The sequence below is a fragment of the Alitiscatomonas sp. genome, assembly GCF_037242085.1.
Classification (GTDB): domain Bacteria; phylum Bacillota; class Clostridia; order Lachnospirales; family Lachnospiraceae; genus Alitiscatomonas; species Alitiscatomonas aceti.
Window position 1 is genome coordinate 1 of the sequence record NZ_JAXXBR010000046.1, and the last position, 19,864, is coordinate 19,864.

The 19,864-nt window shown below is 54.1% G+C and carries 17 protein-coding genes; 3 read left to right on the forward strand and 14 right to left on the reverse strand.

The window, feature by feature from the left end; translation table 11 throughout:
- The 6 genes from WIH05_RS02935 to WIH05_RS02960 form a co-directional block, all read right to left on the reverse strand.
- A partial coding sequence (locus tag WIH05_RS02935; RefSeq protein WP_337424954.1) for a DMT family transporter occupies window positions 1-487 on the reverse strand: 487 nt, incomplete at its 3' end.
- Window positions 488-491: 4 nt separating this feature from the next.
- A complete protein-coding gene (locus WIH05_RS02940) occupies window positions 492-1,538 on the reverse strand; it encodes an aldose epimerase family protein (RefSeq protein WP_022272649.1) in 1,047 nt (348 codons plus the stop codon).
- A gap of 15 nt (window positions 1,539-1,553) precedes the next feature.
- Complete coding sequence (gene asd, locus WIH05_RS02945) at window positions 1,554-2,639, reverse strand: aspartate-semialdehyde dehydrogenase (RefSeq protein ID WP_215653036.1); 1,086 nt, start codon at window positions 2,637-2,639, stop codon at window positions 1,554-1,556.
- 67 nt (window positions 2,640-2,706) lie between these two features.
- Entirely contained in the window at window positions 2,707-3,426 is a 720-nt protein-coding gene (gene deoD, locus WIH05_RS02950) for a purine-nucleoside phosphorylase (RefSeq protein ID WP_022272647.1), read from the reverse strand.
- 22 nt (window positions 3,427-3,448) lie between these two features.
- Window positions 3,449-5,683, reverse strand: a complete 2,235-nt coding sequence (locus WIH05_RS02955) for a DNA topoisomerase (ATP-hydrolyzing) (protein WP_022272646.1) — start codon at window positions 5,681-5,683, stop codon at window positions 3,449-3,451.
- 88 nt (window positions 5,684-5,771) lie between these two features.
- Window positions 5,772-7,691, reverse strand: a complete 1,920-nt coding sequence (locus tag WIH05_RS02960; protein ID WP_022272645.1) for a DNA gyrase subunit B — start codon at window positions 7,689-7,691, stop codon at window positions 5,772-5,774.
- Between the two features lie 309 nt (window positions 7,692-8,000).
- On the opposite strand from WIH05_RS02960, the gene WIH05_RS02965 reads away from it, so the two are divergent.
- The gene (locus WIH05_RS02965) at window positions 8,001-8,543 is read left to right on the forward strand and encodes a chromate transporter (protein WP_337424955.1); all 543 of its coding nucleotides are present in this window, start codon (window positions 8,001-8,003) and stop codon (window positions 8,541-8,543) included.
- Window positions 8,543-9,127 carry a chromate transporter gene (locus WIH05_RS02970; RefSeq protein WP_215653035.1) on the forward strand — a complete coding sequence of 195 codons (585 nt, stop codon included), beginning with the start codon at window positions 8,543-8,545 and terminating at the stop codon, window positions 9,125-9,127. Before WIH05_RS02965 ends, WIH05_RS02970 begins: the two co-directional genes overlap by 1 nt.
- Window positions 9,128-9,242: 115 nt before the next feature.
- Here the strand turns inward: WIH05_RS02970 and WIH05_RS02975 are convergent, their stop codons facing one another.
- The 8 genes from WIH05_RS02975 to WIH05_RS03010 form a co-directional block, all read right to left on the reverse strand.
- Entirely contained in the window at window positions 9,243-10,208 is a 966-nt protein-coding gene (locus WIH05_RS02975) for a DUF4340 domain-containing protein (protein ID WP_022272642.1), read from the reverse strand.
- Window positions 10,209-10,448: 240 nt separating this feature from the next.
- Entirely contained in the window at window positions 10,449-10,610 is a 162-nt protein-coding gene (locus WIH05_RS02980) for a hypothetical protein (RefSeq protein ID WP_022272641.1), read from the reverse strand.
- A gap of 108 nt (window positions 10,611-10,718) precedes the next feature.
- The gene (locus WIH05_RS02985) at window positions 10,719-12,938 is read right to left on the reverse strand and encodes a DNA topoisomerase III (protein ID WP_022272640.1); all 2,220 of its coding nucleotides are present in this window, start codon (window positions 12,936-12,938) and stop codon (window positions 10,719-10,721) included.
- A 12-nt stretch (window positions 12,939-12,950) separates the two neighbouring features.
- The gene (locus tag WIH05_RS02990; protein WP_022272639.1) at window positions 12,951-14,003 is read right to left on the reverse strand and encodes a GNAT family N-acetyltransferase; all 1,053 of its coding nucleotides are present in this window, start codon (window positions 14,001-14,003) and stop codon (window positions 12,951-12,953) included.
- Between the two features lie 19 nt (window positions 14,004-14,022).
- Complete coding sequence (locus WIH05_RS02995; protein ID WP_022272638.1) at window positions 14,023-15,060, reverse strand: M42 family metallopeptidase; 1,038 nt, start codon at window positions 15,058-15,060, stop codon at window positions 14,023-14,025.
- Between the two features lie 33 nt (window positions 15,061-15,093).
- Window positions 15,094-17,148 (reverse strand): ATP-dependent DNA helicase RecG, encoded by a 2,055-nt coding sequence (recG, locus tag WIH05_RS03000; protein ID WP_022272637.1) that lies wholly within the window; start codon window positions 17,146-17,148, stop codon window positions 15,094-15,096.
- 80 nt (window positions 17,149-17,228) lie between these two features.
- Window positions 17,229-18,905 (reverse strand): DAK2 domain-containing protein, encoded by a 1,677-nt coding sequence (locus tag WIH05_RS03005; RefSeq protein ID WP_022272635.1) that lies wholly within the window; start codon window positions 18,903-18,905, stop codon window positions 17,229-17,231.
- A gap of 14 nt (window positions 18,906-18,919) precedes the next feature.
- Window positions 18,920-19,276, reverse strand: a complete 357-nt coding sequence (locus tag WIH05_RS03010) for an Asp23/Gls24 family envelope stress response protein (protein WP_022272634.1) — start codon at window positions 19,274-19,276, stop codon at window positions 18,920-18,922.
- Window positions 19,277-19,533: 257 nt separating this feature from the next.
- Here WIH05_RS03010 and rpmB point away from each other — a divergent pair, with 257 nt between their 5' ends.
- Window positions 19,534-19,719: a 50S ribosomal protein L28 gene (gene rpmB, locus WIH05_RS03015; protein ID WP_158357099.1), complete on the forward strand. Its 186-nt coding sequence runs from the start codon at window positions 19,534-19,536 to the stop codon at window positions 19,717-19,719.
- Window positions 19,720-19,864 lie beyond the last annotated feature (145 nt).

Genomic DNA, 19,864 nt, shown 5'->3' on the forward strand with positions numbered 1-19,864 from the left:
AGCAGACGCCGCAGAGGAAGGTCAGCGCGTCTCCCAGGTTGATCCCGGACTCATGCTTTAAGGTCAGCAGAGCCAGACCGATGACCGCCACAAGGCCGGCTGCGATCTGGTTGAGGCCCGGCCGCTTTTTGCTGATCTTCCAGTATAAAAAAGGCACCAGGACCACATAAAGGGCCGTGATAAAGGCATTCTTGCTGGCTGTGGTATATTTGATCCCATAGGTCTGGAACAGATAGGCCAGGGTCAGGAAGATCCCCATAATGAGCCCGCAGGTCAAAGATCCACGGTCCAGCTTTTTCATCCGTCCCGGAAAGGCCAGGGCCATGAAGGCGGCGGCCAGGGTAAACCGCAGCGCCAGAAGATAGGACGGCGGCACCAGGTCCACAGAGTTTTTCATGACCACAAAGGAGCCGCCCCAGATCATGGTAATGAACAGGAAGCCGGCCGTTGCCAGGAGCTTTGCGTTTTTACTTGTTGTTCCTTCCATGGCCCTATTTTCCCATATAGAACCGGTAGCTGGTCCGGGTCACATGGGCGGTCCCGGCCTTGACCACAGGCGACGGGAACTGGGGATGATTGACGGAATCGGGATACATCTGTGTCTCAAAGCAGAATGCGTCCCGGTCCTCATAGGAAACGCCGCCCTTTCCTTTTTCTCCGCCCAGCCAGTTGCCGGTATAAAACTGGACGCCGGGAAGGTCTGTATAAACATCCATGGCCCGGCCGCTGGCCTCATGATACGCGCTGGCTGCCAGTCCGCAGATGCCCGGAGCATGGTTTAAGCACCAGTTATGGTCAAAGCCCTTCCCCTGGACGATCTGGATATAATCAGAGCCAATGTCTGTTCCGATGGTCTTCGGTGTCCGGAAGTCCATGGGCGTTCCCTCTACTGCCAGGATCTCTCCGGTGGGGATGGAATCCGCATCCGTGGGCGTAAAGGAATCTGCCAGGATCTGGACGCGGGTATCTGACACAGAGCCGGAATCATGGCCGCCCAGATTAAAATAGGCGTGGTTTGTCATGTTCACCGGAGTATCCCTGTCACTGGTGACCGCATAAAGGATATCCACGGCATTTTCCTTTGTCAGAGTGTATTTTACGGAGATCTTCAGCTCTCCGGGAAATCCCTGGTCGCCGTCGGGACTGTCCAGAAGGAATACCACGGAATCCTCTCCCACTTCCCGGGCGGCCCACAGTCTCCGGTCATAATAATCGGGACCGCTGTGGAGATTGTTCTCTCCCTTATTTTTTCCCAGGACATAGGAAGTTCCATTTAAAGTAAAGGAAGCGCCGCCGGTGCGGTTGGCGATCCGGCCCACGATGGAGCCGAAATGGGGGCCATTGACCAGATACCCCTCTGCATCGTCGTAGCCCAGCAGCACATCTGCCAGCTCCCCGTTCCTGTCCGGTACCATCATGCTTACCCAGACAGCGCCCAGATCGGTGAAGGAAGCGGATACGGTGCCATTGTCTATGGTGTAAAGACTGATCTCTCTTCCGTCGGCCATACGTCCAAAATGCTCTTTTTTTACTGCCATGATAACCTCCCTGACTTACTTGTGTGTAATGTAGCCCTGCTCCGTCAGAAGCTCTGCGCAGAGCACAGCCCCGCCGGCAGCTCCTCTTACGGTGTTATGGGACAGGCCCACGAATTTCCAGTCATAGACCGTATCCTCCCTGAGGCGTCCGATGGATACGCCCATTCCCTTTCCAAAGTCCACATCCAGAGTCACCTGGGGACGATTGTCCTCCTCCATATACTGGATGAACTGCTCCGGTGCGCTGGGAAGGTTTAATTCCTGGGGAAGTCCCTTAAAGCTCACCAGCTTTTCGATCAGCTGTTCTTTTGACGGCTTTTTCCGGAATTTCACGAAAACAGCCGCCGTATGGCCATTGAGGACCGGAACGCGGATACACTGGCAGGTGATCACCGGCTCCTTTGCCTTTACGATCACGCCGCCTTCCAGGGTCCCCCAGATCCGTAAGGGCTCCTGCTCGCTCTTCTCTTCCTCTCCGCCAATGTAGGGGATGATGTTCTCCGCCATTTCCGGCCAGTCCTTAAATGTCTTTCCAGCGCCGGAGATGGCCTGGTATGTGGTGGCCACTACCTCATAGGGCTCAAATTCCTTCCAGGCAGTCAGGGCCGGGGTATAGCTCTGGATGGAGCAGTTGGGCTTCACAGCCACAAAGCCCCGGGTCGTTCCCAGGCGTTTTCTCTGGAAGGGGATCACTGCAAAATGCTCCGGGTTGATCTCCGGGATCACCATGGGCACATCCGGCGTCCAGCGGTGGGCGCTGTTGTTGGATACCACGGGAGTTTCCGTTTTGGCATATGCCTCCTCGATGGCCCGGATCTCGTCCTTTGTCATATCCACGGCGCTGAACACGAAGTCCACGGTGGAAGCCACCTTCTCCACCTCAGCCACGTTCATGACCACCAGCTTTTTCACCGCCTCCGGCATGGGTGATGTCATTTTCCAGCGGTCTCCTACCGCCTCCTCATACGTTTTTCCAGCAGAACGGGCGCTGGCTGCCACCGTCACTACCTGGAACCAGGGATGGTCCTCCAGAAGGGAAATAAATCTCTGGCCCACCATTCCGGTGGCTCCCAGGATGCCGACTCTCAGTTTCTTTTCCATCATTGTTTCTCCTCGTTGTTTTTATTGTCTCCTGCCCTGATACGGACAGGTGAAAGATCTAAGATGCTTACAGGATCTCCAGGGCCACCTGTACCATATCCATAAAGGAATTCTGGCGTTCCTCGGCCGTGGTGGACTCTCCGGTGATCAGGGAGTCTGAAATGGTCAGAATGGAAAGCGCCTGGGCTCCTGCCAGCGCGGCGTTGGCGTAAAGGGCCGCCGTTTCCATTTCCGCAGCCAGGACTCCCACATCCTCATAGCCCACGCCTTCTTTCTTTGCCTTTTCCGGTGCATAGAAGACGTCAGAGGTCAGTACATTGCCCACATGGTAGGAGAGGCCCCGCTGTTCAGCCTCCAGGGCTGCCTTGATGAGAAGTCCGAAGTCAGCGATGCAGGAATAGCCGTCTGGAAGCCCCAGCTCCTTTACATAACCGGTGCCTGTGCATGCGCCCATGGCCAGCACCAGATCCCGGATATGGGTGGTCTTCTGCATGGCTCCGGCAGTGCCCACACGCACCAGCTTCTTTACGCCATAGAAATTCATCAGCTCGTGGGAATAGATGCCCATGGACGCGCAGCCCATGCCGGTTCCCATGACGGAAATGGGCTTATCCCGGTAAAAGCCGGTGTACCCGAACATGTTTCTGGTAGAATTGAACTGCTTTGCTCCTGCCAGGAAGTTTTCTGCAATGTATTTTGCCCGCAGCGGGTCTCCCGGAAGCAGGATGGACGGTGCGATCTCGCCTTCTTTTGCTGAAATGTGAGGGGTTGGAATATTGTTTGCCATATCAATGGTCCTCCTTTGATGATTATACCCTTGTTTTTGTTCCTTTGCCGTCCCGTTTCGCCATTTTAAGGCGGTTTAAATGGACTTCTTTTTCTTTATAGACTGCCAGCGGCTCGTTTTCCGGAAAATAAACGTGTTCCAGGCTGTCGCCGTCTTCCAGCTTCATGCCCCGGACGCCGCGGCTGTTCTTTTTAAGCTCTGGGATCTCGTTTATCATGAACCGGAGGAACATGCCCTCCTTTGTCTGTAATACGATCTCTGTTTCCCCGGAAAGGATCCGGATCTCTGCCGCCTGGTCGCCCTCAGAAAGCTTTGTGGCGGCCACCATGCGGTTGGCCGTGAGGAACTCCCCGCCCGGAACGATCTTCAGCATAGCTGCCCTTGTGGCAAACAGAAGCTTCTTTCCAGGAAGCTCTGACGCGGGCATGGTCAGAAGGATCCGCTCCTTCGCGCCCTCGAATCTGCTGATATTATCCAGGGGCACTCCCTTATCCTTCAGTTTTCCCGCCGGTACGTCGGCAGCCTTCACCTGATACATGGATCCGGTGTCTGTAAAGAAGCAGATCCTGTCATCGGTCATAACGGGAACTGTTTCCACATGCTCCGCCTGGACGGTCTCCGGATTCCTCTCATAAACGGCCTTTTCCAGAAGCTTACAGTAGCCGAACCGGTCCATGGCAAAGATCATTTCCCGGGCCGCCTCCTTTTCCTCCTGGAATACGATCTCTTCCCCGTCCTCGATCACGGTCCTCCGCTCCACAGAGAACTCCTCCCGGATCCGGTCCAGATCCTCCTTGATGACCGCATCCATGTTTTTCTGGCTGGACAGGATATGGCGGTATTCCCGGATCCTTTTTAAGGTTTCCTTATACGCCTTCTGTAAAGCCAGGATCTCCAGGCCGATGAGCTTATAAAGCCGCATTTCCAGGATCGCGGACGCCTGGCGCTCTGTAAAGCAGAGCTTTTTCGCATCCTCCTCAAAGCCTGGGGAGCGGAATTTAATATTGGCAGTATTCCCTGTCATCAGGCATTCTTTGGCATCCTTTAAGTTCCTGGAACCCCGGAGGATGGCGATGATCACATCGATCACGTCGCAGGCCCCGATGAGGCCCTCCTGGACCTCCTTTTTTTCCAGCTCCTTCTCCAGAAGAACGTTATATTTTTTTGTCATGTTCTTATACTGGAATTCCAGGAACGTGTTCAGGATCTGCTTTAAGTTCATGGTCTCCGGCCGGCCGTCGTCGATGGCCAGCATGTTGACGCCGTAAGTATCCTCCAGCTTCGTCTTCTTGTATAAGATATTCCGTATCTTATTGACATCCGCGTCTTTTTTTAACTCTAAAACGATGCGGATGCCTTCCTTGCTGGACTGATTGGAGATATCCACCACATCCGGCAGCTTCCGGCTCTCCACCAGCTCCGCCACATCCGACAGGAACTTATTGATCCCTGCGCCGATCATGGTATAAGGGATCTCGGTGATCACCAGCTTATCCCGGTCCGCCTTCCTGCGGCCCAGCTCCACCTCCACCTTTCCGCGGAGGCGGATCTTTCCCGTGCCTGTCTCGTAAATGGACAGGAGATCCTTTTTGTTGGCGATGATGCCGCCAGTGGGGAAGTCTGGTCCGGGAAGATACTCCATCAGATCCTCCACCGTCATCAGCCGGTTGTCAATGTAGGCCTTCACCGCATCGGCTACCTCTCCCAGGTTGTGGGGCGGGATGCTGGTGCTCATGCCCACGGCGATGCCCTCGGCGCCGTTGATCAGAAGGTTGGGGACTCGTACCGGAAGCACCTCCGGCTCCTTTTCTGTCTCGTCATAGTTGGAGACGAAGTCCACGGTTTTGTCCAGATCCTTTAAATAAACTTCCTCTGCAAATTTTTTCAGCCGGGCTTCCGTATAACGCATGGCGGCGGCCCCGTCTCCCTCGATGGAGCCAAAATTTCCATGGCCGTCCACCAGGGCCATTCCCTTTTTAAAATCCTGTGACATGACTACCAAAGTCTCATAGATGGAGCTGTCGCCGTGGGGGTGGTATTTACCCATGGTGTCTCCCACGATACGCGCCGATTTCCGGTGGGGCTTATCGTGATCCAGATGGAGCTCGCTCATGTCGTAAAGCACGCGCCGCTGCACCGGCTTTAAGCCGTCCCTGGCGTCGGGGATGGCCCTGGCAGTGATGACGCTCATGGAATAATCCAGGTAGCTTTTCTGCATCTCCTCGGAATATTCAGTCCTTAATATTTTTTCAGCCATTGTCAGGCTCTCCTTCTTTCCTGTTTTCCATTTCTCCGCATGGGACCGTCTGTTCCTTCCGGTCCCTCAGGCCGTTCTGCCCTGCCCTTTAGGCGTCGATCTCCGCCTCATCGGCGTGGTCGTAGATGAATTTTTTCCTGGGAGGAACGTCGCTTCCCATTAAAAGCTCTGTCACCTCGCTGGCCATCCGGGCATCCTCGATCTCCACCCGCTTGAGCACCCGGTTCTCCGGGTTTAAGGTCGTCTCCCAGAGCTGGTCCGCATCCATTTCACCGAGGCCCTTGTACCGCTGAAGGGTAAAATCTCCGGAATGGGTCCTTTTATATTCCTCCAGGGCCTTATCGTCATAGAGATACCGCTCCTCTCCCCGTTTTGGGACCACCTTATAAAGAGGCGGCATGGCGATATAAACGTGGCCGTCGTAGATCAGCTCCGGCATGAACCGGTACAGGAAGGTAAGCAGAAGCGTATCGATATGGCTTCCGTCCACGTCCGCATCGGTCATCAGGACGATCTTATCATATTTTAATTTGGTGATGTCAAAATCGTTGCCGTATCCCTCGGAAAAACCGCAGCCAAAAGCGTTGATCATGGTCTTGATCTCCGCATTGGCAAGAACTTTATCCATAGAGGCCTTTTCCACGTTTAAGATCTTTCCCCGGATGGGCAGGATCGCCTGGTACTGGCGGTTCCGGCCCATTTTTGCCGATCCTCCGGCAGAATCTCCCTCGACGATGAAGATCTCGCATCTGGACGGATCCCGGCTCTCGCAGTTGGCCAGCTTTCCGTTGCTGTCAAAGGAAAACCTGGATTTTGACAGCATATTGGTCCTGGCCTTTTCCTCTGCTTTCCGGATCTTTGCCGATTTTTCCGCGCAGGCAATGATGGATTTCAGAACCTCCAGATTCCGGTCGAAGAAAAGCTGCAGTTCCTCGCCGCAGATGGAAAATACGGCCTTTGTAGCGTCTGCGCTGGCCAGCTTCGTCTTTGTCTGGCCCTCGAAGATGGGATCCGGGTGCTTCACTGCCACCACTGCCGTCATTCCATTCCTGGTATCGGCCCCGGTGAAATTTGTGTCCTTTTCCTTAAGGATCCCCAGCTCCCTTGCGTATGTATTGATCAGGTTCGTAAACCGGGTCTTAAAGCCCACCAGGTGGGTGCCGCCTTCCTGGGTGAAGATGTTGTTGCAGAAGCCCAGAACGTTCTCTTCAAAGGCGTCCACGAACTGGAAGGCCGCCTCTACCTCGATATTTTCAACGGTTCCCTTAAAATATACCGGCTCATGGACCGCTTCTTTCCCGCCGTTCAGCTCCCTTACATAGGCCACGATGCCGTCGGGCTCAGAAAATATCAGGCTTTCCTCCTCGCCTGGGCGGCGGTTTTCATAGCGGATCGTCAGACGGGGATTTAAATAGGCCGATTCATGGAGACGGCTTTTGAGCCAGTCGGCCTTGAAGCGCGTTTTTTCAAAGATCGCGGGATCCGGGAGAAAGTTGATCTCCGTTCCCGTTTCCTTTGTGCGGCCCAGGACAGGCAGAAGTCCGTCCTTTAACTCCACTGTGGGGATCCCCTTTTCGTATGCGTCAAAATGGATATATCCGTCCCTGTATACCTTAATGGACAGCCGCTCCGACAGCGCGTTCACCACCGATGAGCCCACCCCGTGGAGACCGCCGCTGGTCTTATAGGAATCATTATCAAATTTACCTCCCGCATGGAGCGTGGAAAGCACCACGCGCTCGGCGGAAACGCCTTTTTTATGTAAACCCACCGGGATCCCGCGGCCGTTGTCCCTTACGGTACAGGAGCCGTCGGCCTCCAGAGCCACCAGGACCTCCGTACAGTATCCCGCCAGGTGTTCGTCCACTGCGTTGTCTACGATCTCATATATTAAATGGTTTAAGCCTTTTGTGCCAACGCTTCCAATATACATGCCAGGCCGCTTCCTGACGGCTTCCAGGCCCTCTAAAACTGTGATACTGTCAGCATTATACTGTACTTTCGCCATGAAATACCTCCAAAATTCTTATGGCGCGGCCGTCATATCCCGCGCCGTTTCCTGTGATCCATAAAACATAGTCCCACCCATTATACACTCACCCGGAGAGATTTTGCAAGGCTTTTAGCGAATCCATGTTCGATTTATTGTATCCGCCCAGCCGCGCATCTTTTTGCCTGCCCGCAGCGGACAAGGAGCGCCGGGCGTCTGCATGGACGGCTTCCTTTATGGAATGGATAAGGATTTGTATATTGATTTTTTTCCTTTTTCTGTTATATTAATATTTGGTCTTATTTTTAACAAAAAAGGAGAGTTACTATGAACAAACTTCTTGACCTCTTCCTTACCTTTGCCCGCATCGGCGGCCTGACCTTTGGCGGCGGCTACGCCATGCTCCCGATGCTCCAGAAGGAAGTCGTGGAAAAGCGCGGCTGGGCTTCGGAGGAGGAGCTGATGGACTACTACGCCATCGGACAGTGTACACCGGGCATCATTGCGGTGAATACGGCCACCTTTGTAGGTCAGAAGACCGCTGGTATCGCCGGAGGCATTATCGCCACCCTGGGCGTTGTATTCCCGTCCCTGATCATCATCACGATCATTGCCGCCTTTATCCAGAACTTTTCCGATCTGGCCATCGTCCAGAACGCCTTCGCCGGCATCCGCGTCTGCGTCTGCGTCCTGATCTTCAATGCAGTGGTAAAGCTCTGGAAAAAATCCGTCATTGACAAGCCGACCCTGGCAGTTTTTCTTGCTGTCTTTGCCGGATCCGCGTTCTTTAACCTGTCTCCGATCCTGTTCGTGATCCTGGCCGCTGTGGCTGGCATCCTTTTAAAGAATAAGGAGGTACAGGCAAAATGATGATTTATTTACAGCTTTTTTTTGAATTTTTCAAGGCCGGGCTTTTCGCCATCGGCGGAGGAATGGCTACGCTTCCCTTCCTCTACGATATTTCCGACAAGACCGGCTGGTTTACATACGGACAGCTTGCCGACATGGTGGCCATCTCCGAGTCCACCCCCGGCCCCATCGGCGTCAATATGGCTACCTATGTGGGCTTTACCACAGCTGGTATCTCTGGTTCTGTGATCGCCACTTTGGGACTCATCACTCCGTCCATCATCATTATCCTGATCATCGCAGGCTTTTTAAAAGCCTTCAAGGATAATAAATACGTCCAGCACGCTTTTTACGGTCTGCGTCCGGCATCCACCGGTCTCATCGCCGCCGCCGGATTTTCCGTATTCGCGCTGATCATGTTCCATAAAGACGCTTATGCGGCGTCCGGGAATATCCTGGATCTGGTGAGCATTCCCAACCTGGTCCTTCTGGCAGTGCTTTACTATTTTACCGCTGTCTGCAAAAAGACCAAGGGGCTTCATCCGGTGGTTTTCATCGCCGCATCCGCTGTCATTGGTATTATCTTCCAGTTTGGCGGCGTGTAAGCCTTCTTCCGGCTCCTGGAGCCATTCTGCTGCACGCAGGTATTCATAAAAGCCGCAGGCCTGGCCTGGAGATATCCTCTCCGCCAGAGCCTGCGGCTCTTTTTTCTTTCGCTTTTTATTTCGTATTCTGTATGGAGTTCTGCTCCTCAGTCAGGTTCAGAAGGTCTCCGATGACAGCGGCGTCCACAATGGCGATCATATTGGAGCCTTCCATCTGGAGATACCGTTTTTCACCCATAACATCCACGAAATTCCCCACATAGACCGTTAGGGACTCTGTGTTCCCGCCGTTGGAAAATTCCACATCCAGCGTCATCCTCTGATCCTCTGTAAGGCCCGCGGAGGTCAGCTCCGGCCCGGTTGCATGGAAGGAGGCGAACTCCTGGGGCTTTAAGGCCGTCATTCCAGCCGCGATCCGGGTCATGGCCTCTGTATCCGCCGTCTTATAGGAAACGGTCTTTCCATCTACGACAGTCACGGCCTTTATAAGATCTCCGGCCGAAGCCGTAAGATCCAGGCTGTCCCGGACCACCAGGCTGTCATAATCAAAGACCAGGGCATCCAGAGCCTCTGGCTTTATGGTGTATATATTTTCACTTCCCTCAATGGTCATATAATAGTTTCCGTCCGGATCTGCATCGCCAATGAAAAGATATTTTTCTCCCTTTTCTCCGTCTGTGATATAAACGGAGCGATCCGCGTCATCCAGACCGTACTGGTCCAGATCCCCTGCGTTCTCCACCTCTGATACGGCACGAAGATTTAAAAATACATCCGCCATGGCCTGGAACCGCTCCTGGTCAATGGGGATCTCCTTATCTGTGGCGTCCTGCCAGACACCGTCCTCCATCTTAAACAGCATTTCCGCCTCCGGGCTGCTGTAACAGAAGTCAATGGGCTTTTCCAGAGCCAGGACCGGGATCTCCGCTCCGGTCATATCCGCTACGAAAGACTTGTCCCGCAGTTCCTTAAATTCCGTCTGGGGAGCCTCCGAAAAAGAAGCCTTTCCTCCGGAACAGCCTGCCAACATCAGTCCCAGAGCCATCACCACGGCTCCCGATACGATCTTTTTCTGTCTCATATTTTTTTCATCCTTCCATATTTAAAATTCGATCATGCCTGACCAGTATATCACAGCTTTGTGTCATCTCTGTGAATCCTCCAGACATTGTACCCCTCCGGGGGAAATATGTGAACCCCCATTGTCTAAAGCCAATGGGCCTCCTGTTTCATCGACCTCGTGACCTGCCATCTCCACAGGCGTAAATTCGGACAATTCCTGCCCTATATTGCACGTCTCCCCTCAAAAAGAGCCCGACGCCTACTCGGCGTCAGACTCCATATCTCTCATACAAAAGCATCCAATTACCGCCAGCCCGAATCCCAGGGCTCCGCATATATACGATATGTGGGAAAACGACGGCACTGTCATTCCCAGAAGAATGATCCCCAGTCCAAGGATCTGGTATTTTACTCCTCGCATGAAAGCCCTCCTCTCCATCTATCTCAACTGTGGATTTCTTTCTGCTTAAAGTATACTACAATCCGCTGTCTGATAATATAGATATTTTCGAAATAATTTCTTACGATTCTATTGCTTCGGATCCAGCTTAAGGCCAGCCAGGGCTTTGGCAAAGGCGTTGTTCACCGGCTCCTCCGCTTCCTTCCTCTGCTGATTCATGTACCGGGCCACATCTCTTTTGGACACGCCTGCCCCCTCCTTCTTCCTCCGTTCCTGGAAGGCGGAAAGCTTCTCCTTATGGCCGCAGGAGCAGACGAAGATCTGTCCGTCGCCCTTTCCCCGCAGCTCCATCCGTTTATGGCACACGGGGCATCTGGCGTTGGAGGTCCTGGAGACCGTTTCCCGGTATCCGCACTCCCGGTCCTGGCAGACCAGCATCTCGCTGTTCTTTCCCTTTACCAGCAGCAGGTTTTTTCCGCACCTGGGACATTTTTTACTTGTCATGTTGTCATGGCGGAATTTTCCCTCTCCCCGGCGGATCTCTCCGGTCAGCTCCTCCGAATAGCTGCGGATCTCAGACATGAACGCGGTCCTGGAAAGCTCTCCCCTGGCGATCCGGGAGAGCTTCATTTCCCAGTCTGCCGTCAGCTCCGGCTTTTTTAAGTCCTCCGGCACCAGCTCCAGAAGCTGCCGGGCCTTGGAGGTCAGAAGGATGTCCTTCCCCTTCTTCTCCAGAAGGAAGCTGGAAAACAGCTTTTCGATGATATCCGCCCGGGTCGCCACAGTACCCAGGCCTCCGGTCTCCCCCAGAGTCCTTGCCATGGCCTTATCCTGGGACTCCATATACGCCACCGGATTTTCCATGGCAGAAAGCAGGGTGGCCTCGTTGAAGTGAGCCGGGGGCTTGGTTTTTCCTTCGGTCATGGCAAAGGAAATTCCCTGGAGCACGTCTCCCTCCTTAAGGTCCGGAAGGATCTGGCCTGCCGCAGAGCTTCCATCTCCTCCGGCATCCTCTGGATCCGCCTCTATGCCTCCATCCAGATTTTCATAAACAGCCTTCCATCCGGCTGTCTTTATGACGTTTCCGTGGGCCGTGAACAGCTCCTCACCGGCCCTTACGGTGATCTCCGTCTGCTCATATTCACAGGGCGGGTACAGGACTGCCAGGAAGCGGCGTACCACCAGGTCATAGATCCGCCGCTCGTCGATGGTCATATGGGTCAGATCCACAAACTGCTCTGTGGGGATGATGGCGTGATGGTCCGATACCTTCTTATCATCCACAAAGGAGGGCTTTACAGGCAGCGGCTGGTTTATGAGCCGTCCCGCCAGGACCCGGTACGGGCCCACGGAGCATGCCTTTAACCGTTCCTTTAAGGTGGGGACGATGTCCGAGCTCAGATACCTGGAGTCTGTCCTGGGGTACGTTAAGACCTTATGGTTTTCATAAAGCCTCTGCATGATGTTTAAGGTCTCCTTGGCTGAGTAATCGAACCGGCGGCTGGCCTCCCGCTGGAGCTCCGTCAGGTCGTAAAGCAGGGGCGCCATGGTCTTCTTCGGCGTTTTCTTCACCCGCTCCACCACAGCCTGCTTCCCGGAGAGCTCCTTAAGGATATTCTCGATCCTCTCCTTCTGGAAGGAGCTTCCGCTGCCGCTCTTTTTGTCCTTCCAGGCCAGGGTGAGGCTGCCTGCCCGGCCGCGGATCCCGTAATAGGACTTTGGCACAAAGCGGCGGATCTCCTCCTCCCGGCTGGCGATCATGGCCAGAGTCGGCGTCTGGACGCGGCCGCAGGAAAGCTGGGCATTGTATTTGCATGTCAGTGCCCGGGTGGCGTTGATCCCTACCAGCCAGTCGGCCTCGGCCCGGCACATGGCGGCATCATAAAGGGGCTCATACTCCCTTCCGTCCTTCAGATGGGCAAAGCCCTCCCGGATGGCCTTATCGGTGACCGAGGAGATCCAGAGACGTTTTAAAGGCTTTCTGGCCCCGGCCTTCTTAAGGATCAGCCTGGCCACCAGCTCCCCCTCCCGGCCTGCGTCGGTGGCGATGATGATCCCGCCCACATCCTTCCTGTGGATCTGCTCCTTTACGGCGTTATACTGCTTTGCCGTCTGCCGGATCACCTCCAGTCTGAAGGTCTCAGGCATCATGGGAAGATCCTCCAGCTTCCATTCCTTATATTTTTTGTCGTAGTCCTCCGGGTCTGCCAGGGTCACCAGATGGCCCAGGCCCCAGGTGACGATATATTTTTCGCCCTCCATGGCCCCGTTTAACTGCTTCTGGCATTTTAAGACCCTGGCGATATCCCTGGCCACGGACGGCTTTTCTGCGATCACAAGTTCTTTCATTCTGCGGCTCCCTTACTCTGTCTTCTGGGAAAAGATCTGCTGGAACAGATATTTTCCGCTTTCCGTCCGGAAGATCCTCCGGAACACGTCCTCCCGTGTCTCCGGGAGGGCTCCCTCTTCAAAAAGGTTCACTAAAAAGTCAGCCTCCACCAGGAGCTGGTAATCCGTTCCGTCGATGTCCGTATACGTGTGGTGATGGCCCACCAGATAGGATACTCTTTGTATGACGGTTTCCGGCCATCCCTGGGAGGCCAGCAGCTTTTCTGCCTCCGGGGGACCTTCGATCTCCTGGTATCTTCCTGTGTTGCGGCCATATTTTTCTTCCGATCTATGGATCCCGATGTCGTGGACGATGGCCGCGGCCTCCAGGATCTCCTGATCCTCCTTCTTAAGCCGTTCCATCCGGCCCATGAGCCCAGCGTATTCATACACCTTGGTGAGATGCTGGATCCGTCTGGCATCTCCGGCGTCGTACCGGATCATGGCCAGCAGGAGACGGTCTGTTTTTCCCGGCCCATCCGCCGGACATTCCAGCTGCCGGTCGTAGGGCTCCTGCCTTACATGCTCTTCCATGACCTCCTCTGCGTCCACACAGCCCATGGATTCATAAAACCTCTGGGTCTCCACCGCCGAATGGGAGGAGATATAAAGCTTTTCCGCTCCATGGTCCCGGGCCCAGTCCTTTGCCAGTAAAAAAAGCTGCCGTCCGGCCCCATGTCCCCTGAGATCCTCAGATACATGGAGGCTGGTCATATCCCTGTACTGGCCCCGGCTTCCCATGTGTCCGCCTTCTACGGACACAAATCCTTTGAGGATCCCTGGAAGTCCCAGGGCCTCTGCCTGGAACGCCCCGTATACGGCCCCGTTTCCATCTATGGTATCCTTTAGGCACTGCACCAGAAAATCGTATTCCTCCCGGCTCCAGTCATCAATAAAAGGGGCCGGTTCGATCACCCACCGGCCCTCTCTTTTACGGTAACAGTCCTGTACCGTCTGATGTCTTATGAAGTCCTGGAACAGCTCCGGCGTCAGCTCATGCTTTTTAAGTCTCCGATACTGGATCATCCCAAAACACTCCTTTTATTTATCCCAGATATGCTTTAATAAGACGGAAGGTATTCTCCACCCCGTCCACATGGCTTCTCTCATAGCCGTGGGAGGCGAACACGCCCGGTCCGATGAGTCCGTGGCGGATATCGTTTCCGGCCTTTAAGGTAGCCTCCACATCGGAGCCGTAGTGGGGATAAATATCCACGGCAAAATCAATGCCATTTTCCTTTGCCAGACGGATCTGGGTCTTTACCACGTCATAGTTATACGGTCCGCCGCTGTCCTTAGCGCAGATGGATACCTGATGCTCTGTGCAGGAAAGTCCCTGGCCTACACAGCCCATGTCCACAGACCATGCCTCGGTCACGCCCTGGGGCACCGGAGCACAGCCGCCGTGGCCCACCTCTTCATAGATGGTAAAGTGCAGGTAGATCCGGCGCTTTGTGGCCACCTTCTCGTCCTTCAGATATCTGGCATAGCCCATGAGGATGGCGGAGGACAGCTTATCATCCAGGAAACGGCTCTTGATGTAGCCCTTTTCCGTCACACGGAACCGGGGCTCGAAGCAGACATAGTCGCCGGCCATGATCCCCAGGGCCTCGGCGTCGGCCTTCGTCTTTACATCCTCGTCCAGGATCACCTCCATCACATCCCAGGTCCTGGGTGTGGTCCCATAGCTTCCGTTCACATGGACCGACGGGTTGGCAAGCTGGCAGGTTCCCTCATAAATGCCGTTGAATTTTGTGATCACGCGGACGTTCTCCGCCTCGGCATTGTTGGCCTGCATCCCGCCGATGTTGGTAAGCTTTAAATGGCCGTCTGCCTTGATCTCATGGACCATGGCTCCCAGGGTATCGCAGTGCCCCTCCAGTAAGATGGCGTCATTCTCATCCTCCCCGCCCAGGTCTGCGATGACGCTGCCCTTTCCGGTGCGGTATGCGTGATAGCCCATTTTTCCGAATTCGTCTAACAGATACTGGGTCACGCCCTCTCCATAGCCCGAGGGGCTGTCGATATTGATGAGGTTTTCTGCCTGTTCCAGGATGTAATCCACGTATTTTTTATTGTCCATAGTACCTTCTCCTTTTTTATTTTCTATGTCCCATCATAGCATAAGATCGCTGTTTATGCAATGAAGGTCCAGCCGCTTTTTCAGCTCCGCATGCTCTGGAGCGGAAAGCTCCGGATCAGTCTTAAGGAGCTGTTCCACATCCTCGGAGACCTTCTGTAAGGTCACAGCGTCCGTATAAATATCTGCCAGCTTAAATTCCAGGTCCCCGCTCTGGCGGATCCCGAAAATATCTCCCGGCCCCCTGAGCCTCAGATCCTCAGATGCGATGAAAAAGCCGTCGTTGGATTTATTTAAGACCTCCAGCCTCTGGTTTTTTCCCTTGTCCCCGGAGGCGTTGACCATGATGCAGTAGGACTGGTCCCCGCCCCGGCCCACACGGCCCCTCAGCTGGTGAAGCTGGGCCAGGCCGAACCGCTCGGCGTTTTCGATCATCATGACCGTGGCGTTGGGAACGTTGACCCCCACCTCCACCACTGTTGTGGACACCAGGACCTGGATCTCTCCCCGGGCGAAGGCCTCCATGATCCCGTTTTTTTCCTTTCCCTTCATCCGGCCGTGGAGGTACTCCACCCGGATCCCGGGAAGATTTTCCCGCAGGACCTTTGTATAATCCAGGACGTTTTCTGCCTGGATCATCTCGCTTTCCTCCACCATGGGACAGATCACATAGGCCTGGCGGCCCTTTTCCACCTCCCCGGCGATGAACTTATACGCCCGGCCCCGGTAGCTGGTATCCACCACACAGTTTTTAATGGGAAGCCGGTTGGCTGGCACCTGGTCGATGACCGAAATGTCCAGATCCCCGTACAGGATGATGGCCAGGGTCCTGGGAATGGGCGTGGCGCTCATGACTATCATATGGGGAAAGCTGCCCTTGCTTCCAAGAAGCTCCCTCTGGGCTACGCCGAACCGGTGCTGTTCGTCAGTGATCACCAGGGCAAGCCGGTCATAGACCACCTTTTCCTGGATCAGGGCATGGGTTCCGATGATGATGTCCGCCTCGTGGGAGGCGATCTTTTCATAGGCCAGCCGCTTTTCCTTTGCCGTCATGGAGCCGGTCACCAGCACGGCGCAAAAGGGAACGTCATATTTCCGGAACATGGCCTCCACAGTCTCATAATGCTGCTTTGCCAGCACCTCTGTGGGAGCCATAAGGGCCCCCTGGAAGCCGTTTTCTGCGGCAGAGACCAGCGCCAGGACGGCGATGATGGTCTTTCCGGAGCCCACGTCTCCCTGGATCAGCCGGTTCATGACCTTTCCGCTTTTAAGATCCGCGTAAACCTGCGAAAGAGTCCGCTTCTGGGCCTCTGTGAGCGCGTAAGGAAGGGCAGCCTCCAGGCGGCGGCTTTCTGTGTCCTTTTCAAATATAAAGCTGCTCTTTAAGTCCTCCCGGCTCTCCTTAAGGCGGCGGACTGCCAGTAAGAATAAGAAAAATTCATCGTATACCAGCCGCTTTCTGGCAGCCATAAGGTCTGCCTGATCCTCGGGGAAATGGATGTGCTCGATGGCAAAATTATATTCCGCCAGCTCATTGGAAACCCTGAGCCCTGCCGGAAGATAATCCTTTTCCATGACCCGGAGGCTTAAGGCCTGCTCCATGGCCGAGGTGATGGTCTTATTGCCCAGCCCCCTGGTCTGGCCGTAGACCGGCTGCATCCGCTTTAGAAGTGTTTCATAGACCTCTGGCCGGTACATCTGGGGCTGCTCCATCACCAGGCCGTTTTTTTTCCGGCTCACCTTCCCCCGGAAGATATAGCGGCTTCCAGGCTTTAAGGTGTTTTTCAGATAGGGCATGTGGTACCACACCAGCCGCAGCTTTCCGGTCATGTCGCTGATGGATGCCGTCACCATGGATGCAGAGCCGAAATGATGGCCCGAAGCGCCGTTTTTTAAGCAGCCGTCCACAGCCATGACCATTCCGTCCTCAAGGGCTCCCATGGGCTTTGGCTCCTCAAAGGTATCGTAGCCCCTGGGATAGTAATGGAGCAGATCGTCCACAGTCCTTACGCCCACCTTTTCAAACAGCTTTGCCGTTTTTTCTCCGATGCCCTTTAAGGTCTCCACCGGCTGCATATTATCTGTATTCATATTTCCAACCCTTTAAAAAACGCCGCGTACCGGCCCGTATCCCGGGCCTCCGCGGCGCATATCCATTGGTTCTGTTCCTTTTATTCCACAGACAGCAGATAGTAGTAGATGGGCTGTCCGCCGTCGTTTAACTCCACTTCACAGTCCGGGAACTGTGCCCGCACCTGCTCTGCCAGTGTTTCCGCCTCGTCCTCCGTCACGTCCACGCCGTAGTAGATGCTGATCAGCTCCGCATCCTGGTCTGCCATGCACCGGATGGTCTCCACGGTGGTCTCTGCCACGGATTCTCCCACAGCCAGCATACCGGAATCCCCGATGCCCATGATGTTGCCCTCCCGGATCTCCATGCCGTCGATGGTGGTATTCCGGACCGCATAGGTGATCTGTCCGGTGCGGATCCGTCCCATCTCTTCCGTCATGCTCTCCATATTTTCCTCCGGAGAGGCGTCCGGCATAAAGTTGATAAGGGCTGCGATCCCCTGGGGTACGGTTTTTGAGGGGACCACCAGGATCTTCTTATCCTCCACCAGGCTCTTTGCCTGCTCTGCCGCCAGGATGATATTCTTGTTGTTGGGAAGGATATAGATCACGTCGGCATTGACCTTATCAATGGCGTTTAACATATCCTCGGTGCTGGGATTCATGGTCTGGCCGCCTTCGATCAGATAGTCGGCGCCGATGCCCTTGAAGATCTCTCCCAGTCCCTCGCCGATGGAGACCGCAATAAAGCCGTAGGGCTTTCTGGGCTCCTCTTTCTTCTTCTGTTCTTCCCGTTCAGCCGCAGCCGCCTTTTCTGCGTTCTGGATCAGCCGCTCGTGGTGCTCCTCCCGCATATTGTCGATCTTCATCCGGGAAAGGGAGCCGTAGGTCAGAGCCCTCTCGATGGCAAGGCCCGGGTTATTGGTGTGGACATGGACCTTGACCACATCCTCGTCGGAGACTACTACCACACAGTCGCCCAGGGATTCCAGGTAGCCCTTGAAGCTGTTCTCCTCTTTTTCTCCGTATTCTTTTTCTACATTAATGATAAACTCCGTACAGTAGCCGAATTTAATATCCGCAGTATCGATCTCTTCCCGTCCGGCTGTCGCAGAACTGGTGTAGCCGCCGGTCTCCACCTGGGCGTCAAAGGGGATCCCCCTTCCTAAAAGGCCGTCCAGGCCGCCCTTCATCACCTGCATAAGGCCCTGGCCGCCGGAGTCCACCACGCCTGCCTGCTTTAACACAGGAAGCATTTCCGGCGTCTGGCTTAAGACGTAATCGCCGTGCTCGATGACCTTCTCAAGGAATTCCGCGATATCGTCGGTCTCTGCCGCCAGCTCCACAGCCTTTTCCGCCATGCCCCTGGCAACGGTCAGGATCGTACCCTCTTTGGGCTTCATGACCGCCTTATAGGCTGTCTCCGCAGCTCTTGTGAAGGCGTTGGCAAGGACGGTCACTGTGATCGTATCCTCGCCGGCGATCTCCTTTGTAAAGCCTCTGAAAAGCTGGGATAAGATCACGCCGGAGTTACCGCGGGCCCCGCGCAGGGAGCCGGAAGATAACGCCTTGGCGATGGAGCCCATGGAGGGCTCTGCGATGGCAGCCACTTCCCTGGCGGCGGCCATGATGGTCATTGTCATATTTGTGCCCGTATCCCCGTCCGGAACAGGAAATACGTTTAACTCATTAATCCATTCCTTTTTCGCCTCCAGGTTCTTGGCAGCAGAAAGAACCGCTGTCTGGAACAGGGAAGCGTCTGCGGATTTAATTCCCATGGATTACTTCCTCCTTAATCTATCACTCTCACGCCTTCAACGTAAATATTGATCTTTTCCACCGGCATCCCGGTAAATTCTTCTACTTTATATTTGACATTTTCGATCAGGTTGTCAGCAACCGTGGAGATGCTGACGCCATAGGATACGATCACATGGAAATCAATACTGATTGCATTGTCGTTGACTGTGACGTTGATGCCATGGGTCAGGCTTTCCCGCTTTAAAAGCTTCACAAGACCGTCTTTCATGCTGACCGCAGCCATTCCCACGATTCCGAAGCATTCCACAGCAGTCGTTCCGGCATAAAGCGCGATCACGTCCGTATCGATCAGGATCCGGCCCATTTTATTATTAATACATCCCTTCATAGTCCTGCCTCCATTTCCATTAAAATAAACGCCGGCGCCTGGATCCCCTGTAAAAAAACGTAAATCCGTATGCGCAGTCCCGTCGTTATGCGGCTAGTATACCATAACATACTACCACTGTCCATCTCTAAGAAAAATTTTTTCATAAAAATGAAGTATTTTTTTATTTTTCTCTTGCAAATTTCTACACTTTCTGCTATCATACATGTGTTATGGATTTTTGTATAAATCCCAAGAAGTGTTAAGGAGGTGCAATCATGGCAAAATGCGCTATTTGTGAAAAAGCTGCTCACTTTGGTAATGGAGTAAGCCATTCCCATAGAAGATCCAATAAAATTTGGAAAGCTAACGTTAAGTCTGTAAAGGTGAAAGTTAATGGCGGAGCTCAGAAGATGTATGTATGTACTTCTTGCTTAAGATCCGGTCTCGTAGAGAGAGCTTAATACCTCCGAACCAGATAACGACAAAACCAAGGCATGTGAACCGGAATCCGGTCCATATGCCTTTTTTGTTTTGTTCAGAAAGCTTCCCCCCATGCCAGAAACGGGAATGTAAAAAGCGGCCCGCCGTGTCTCCACAGCTGACCGC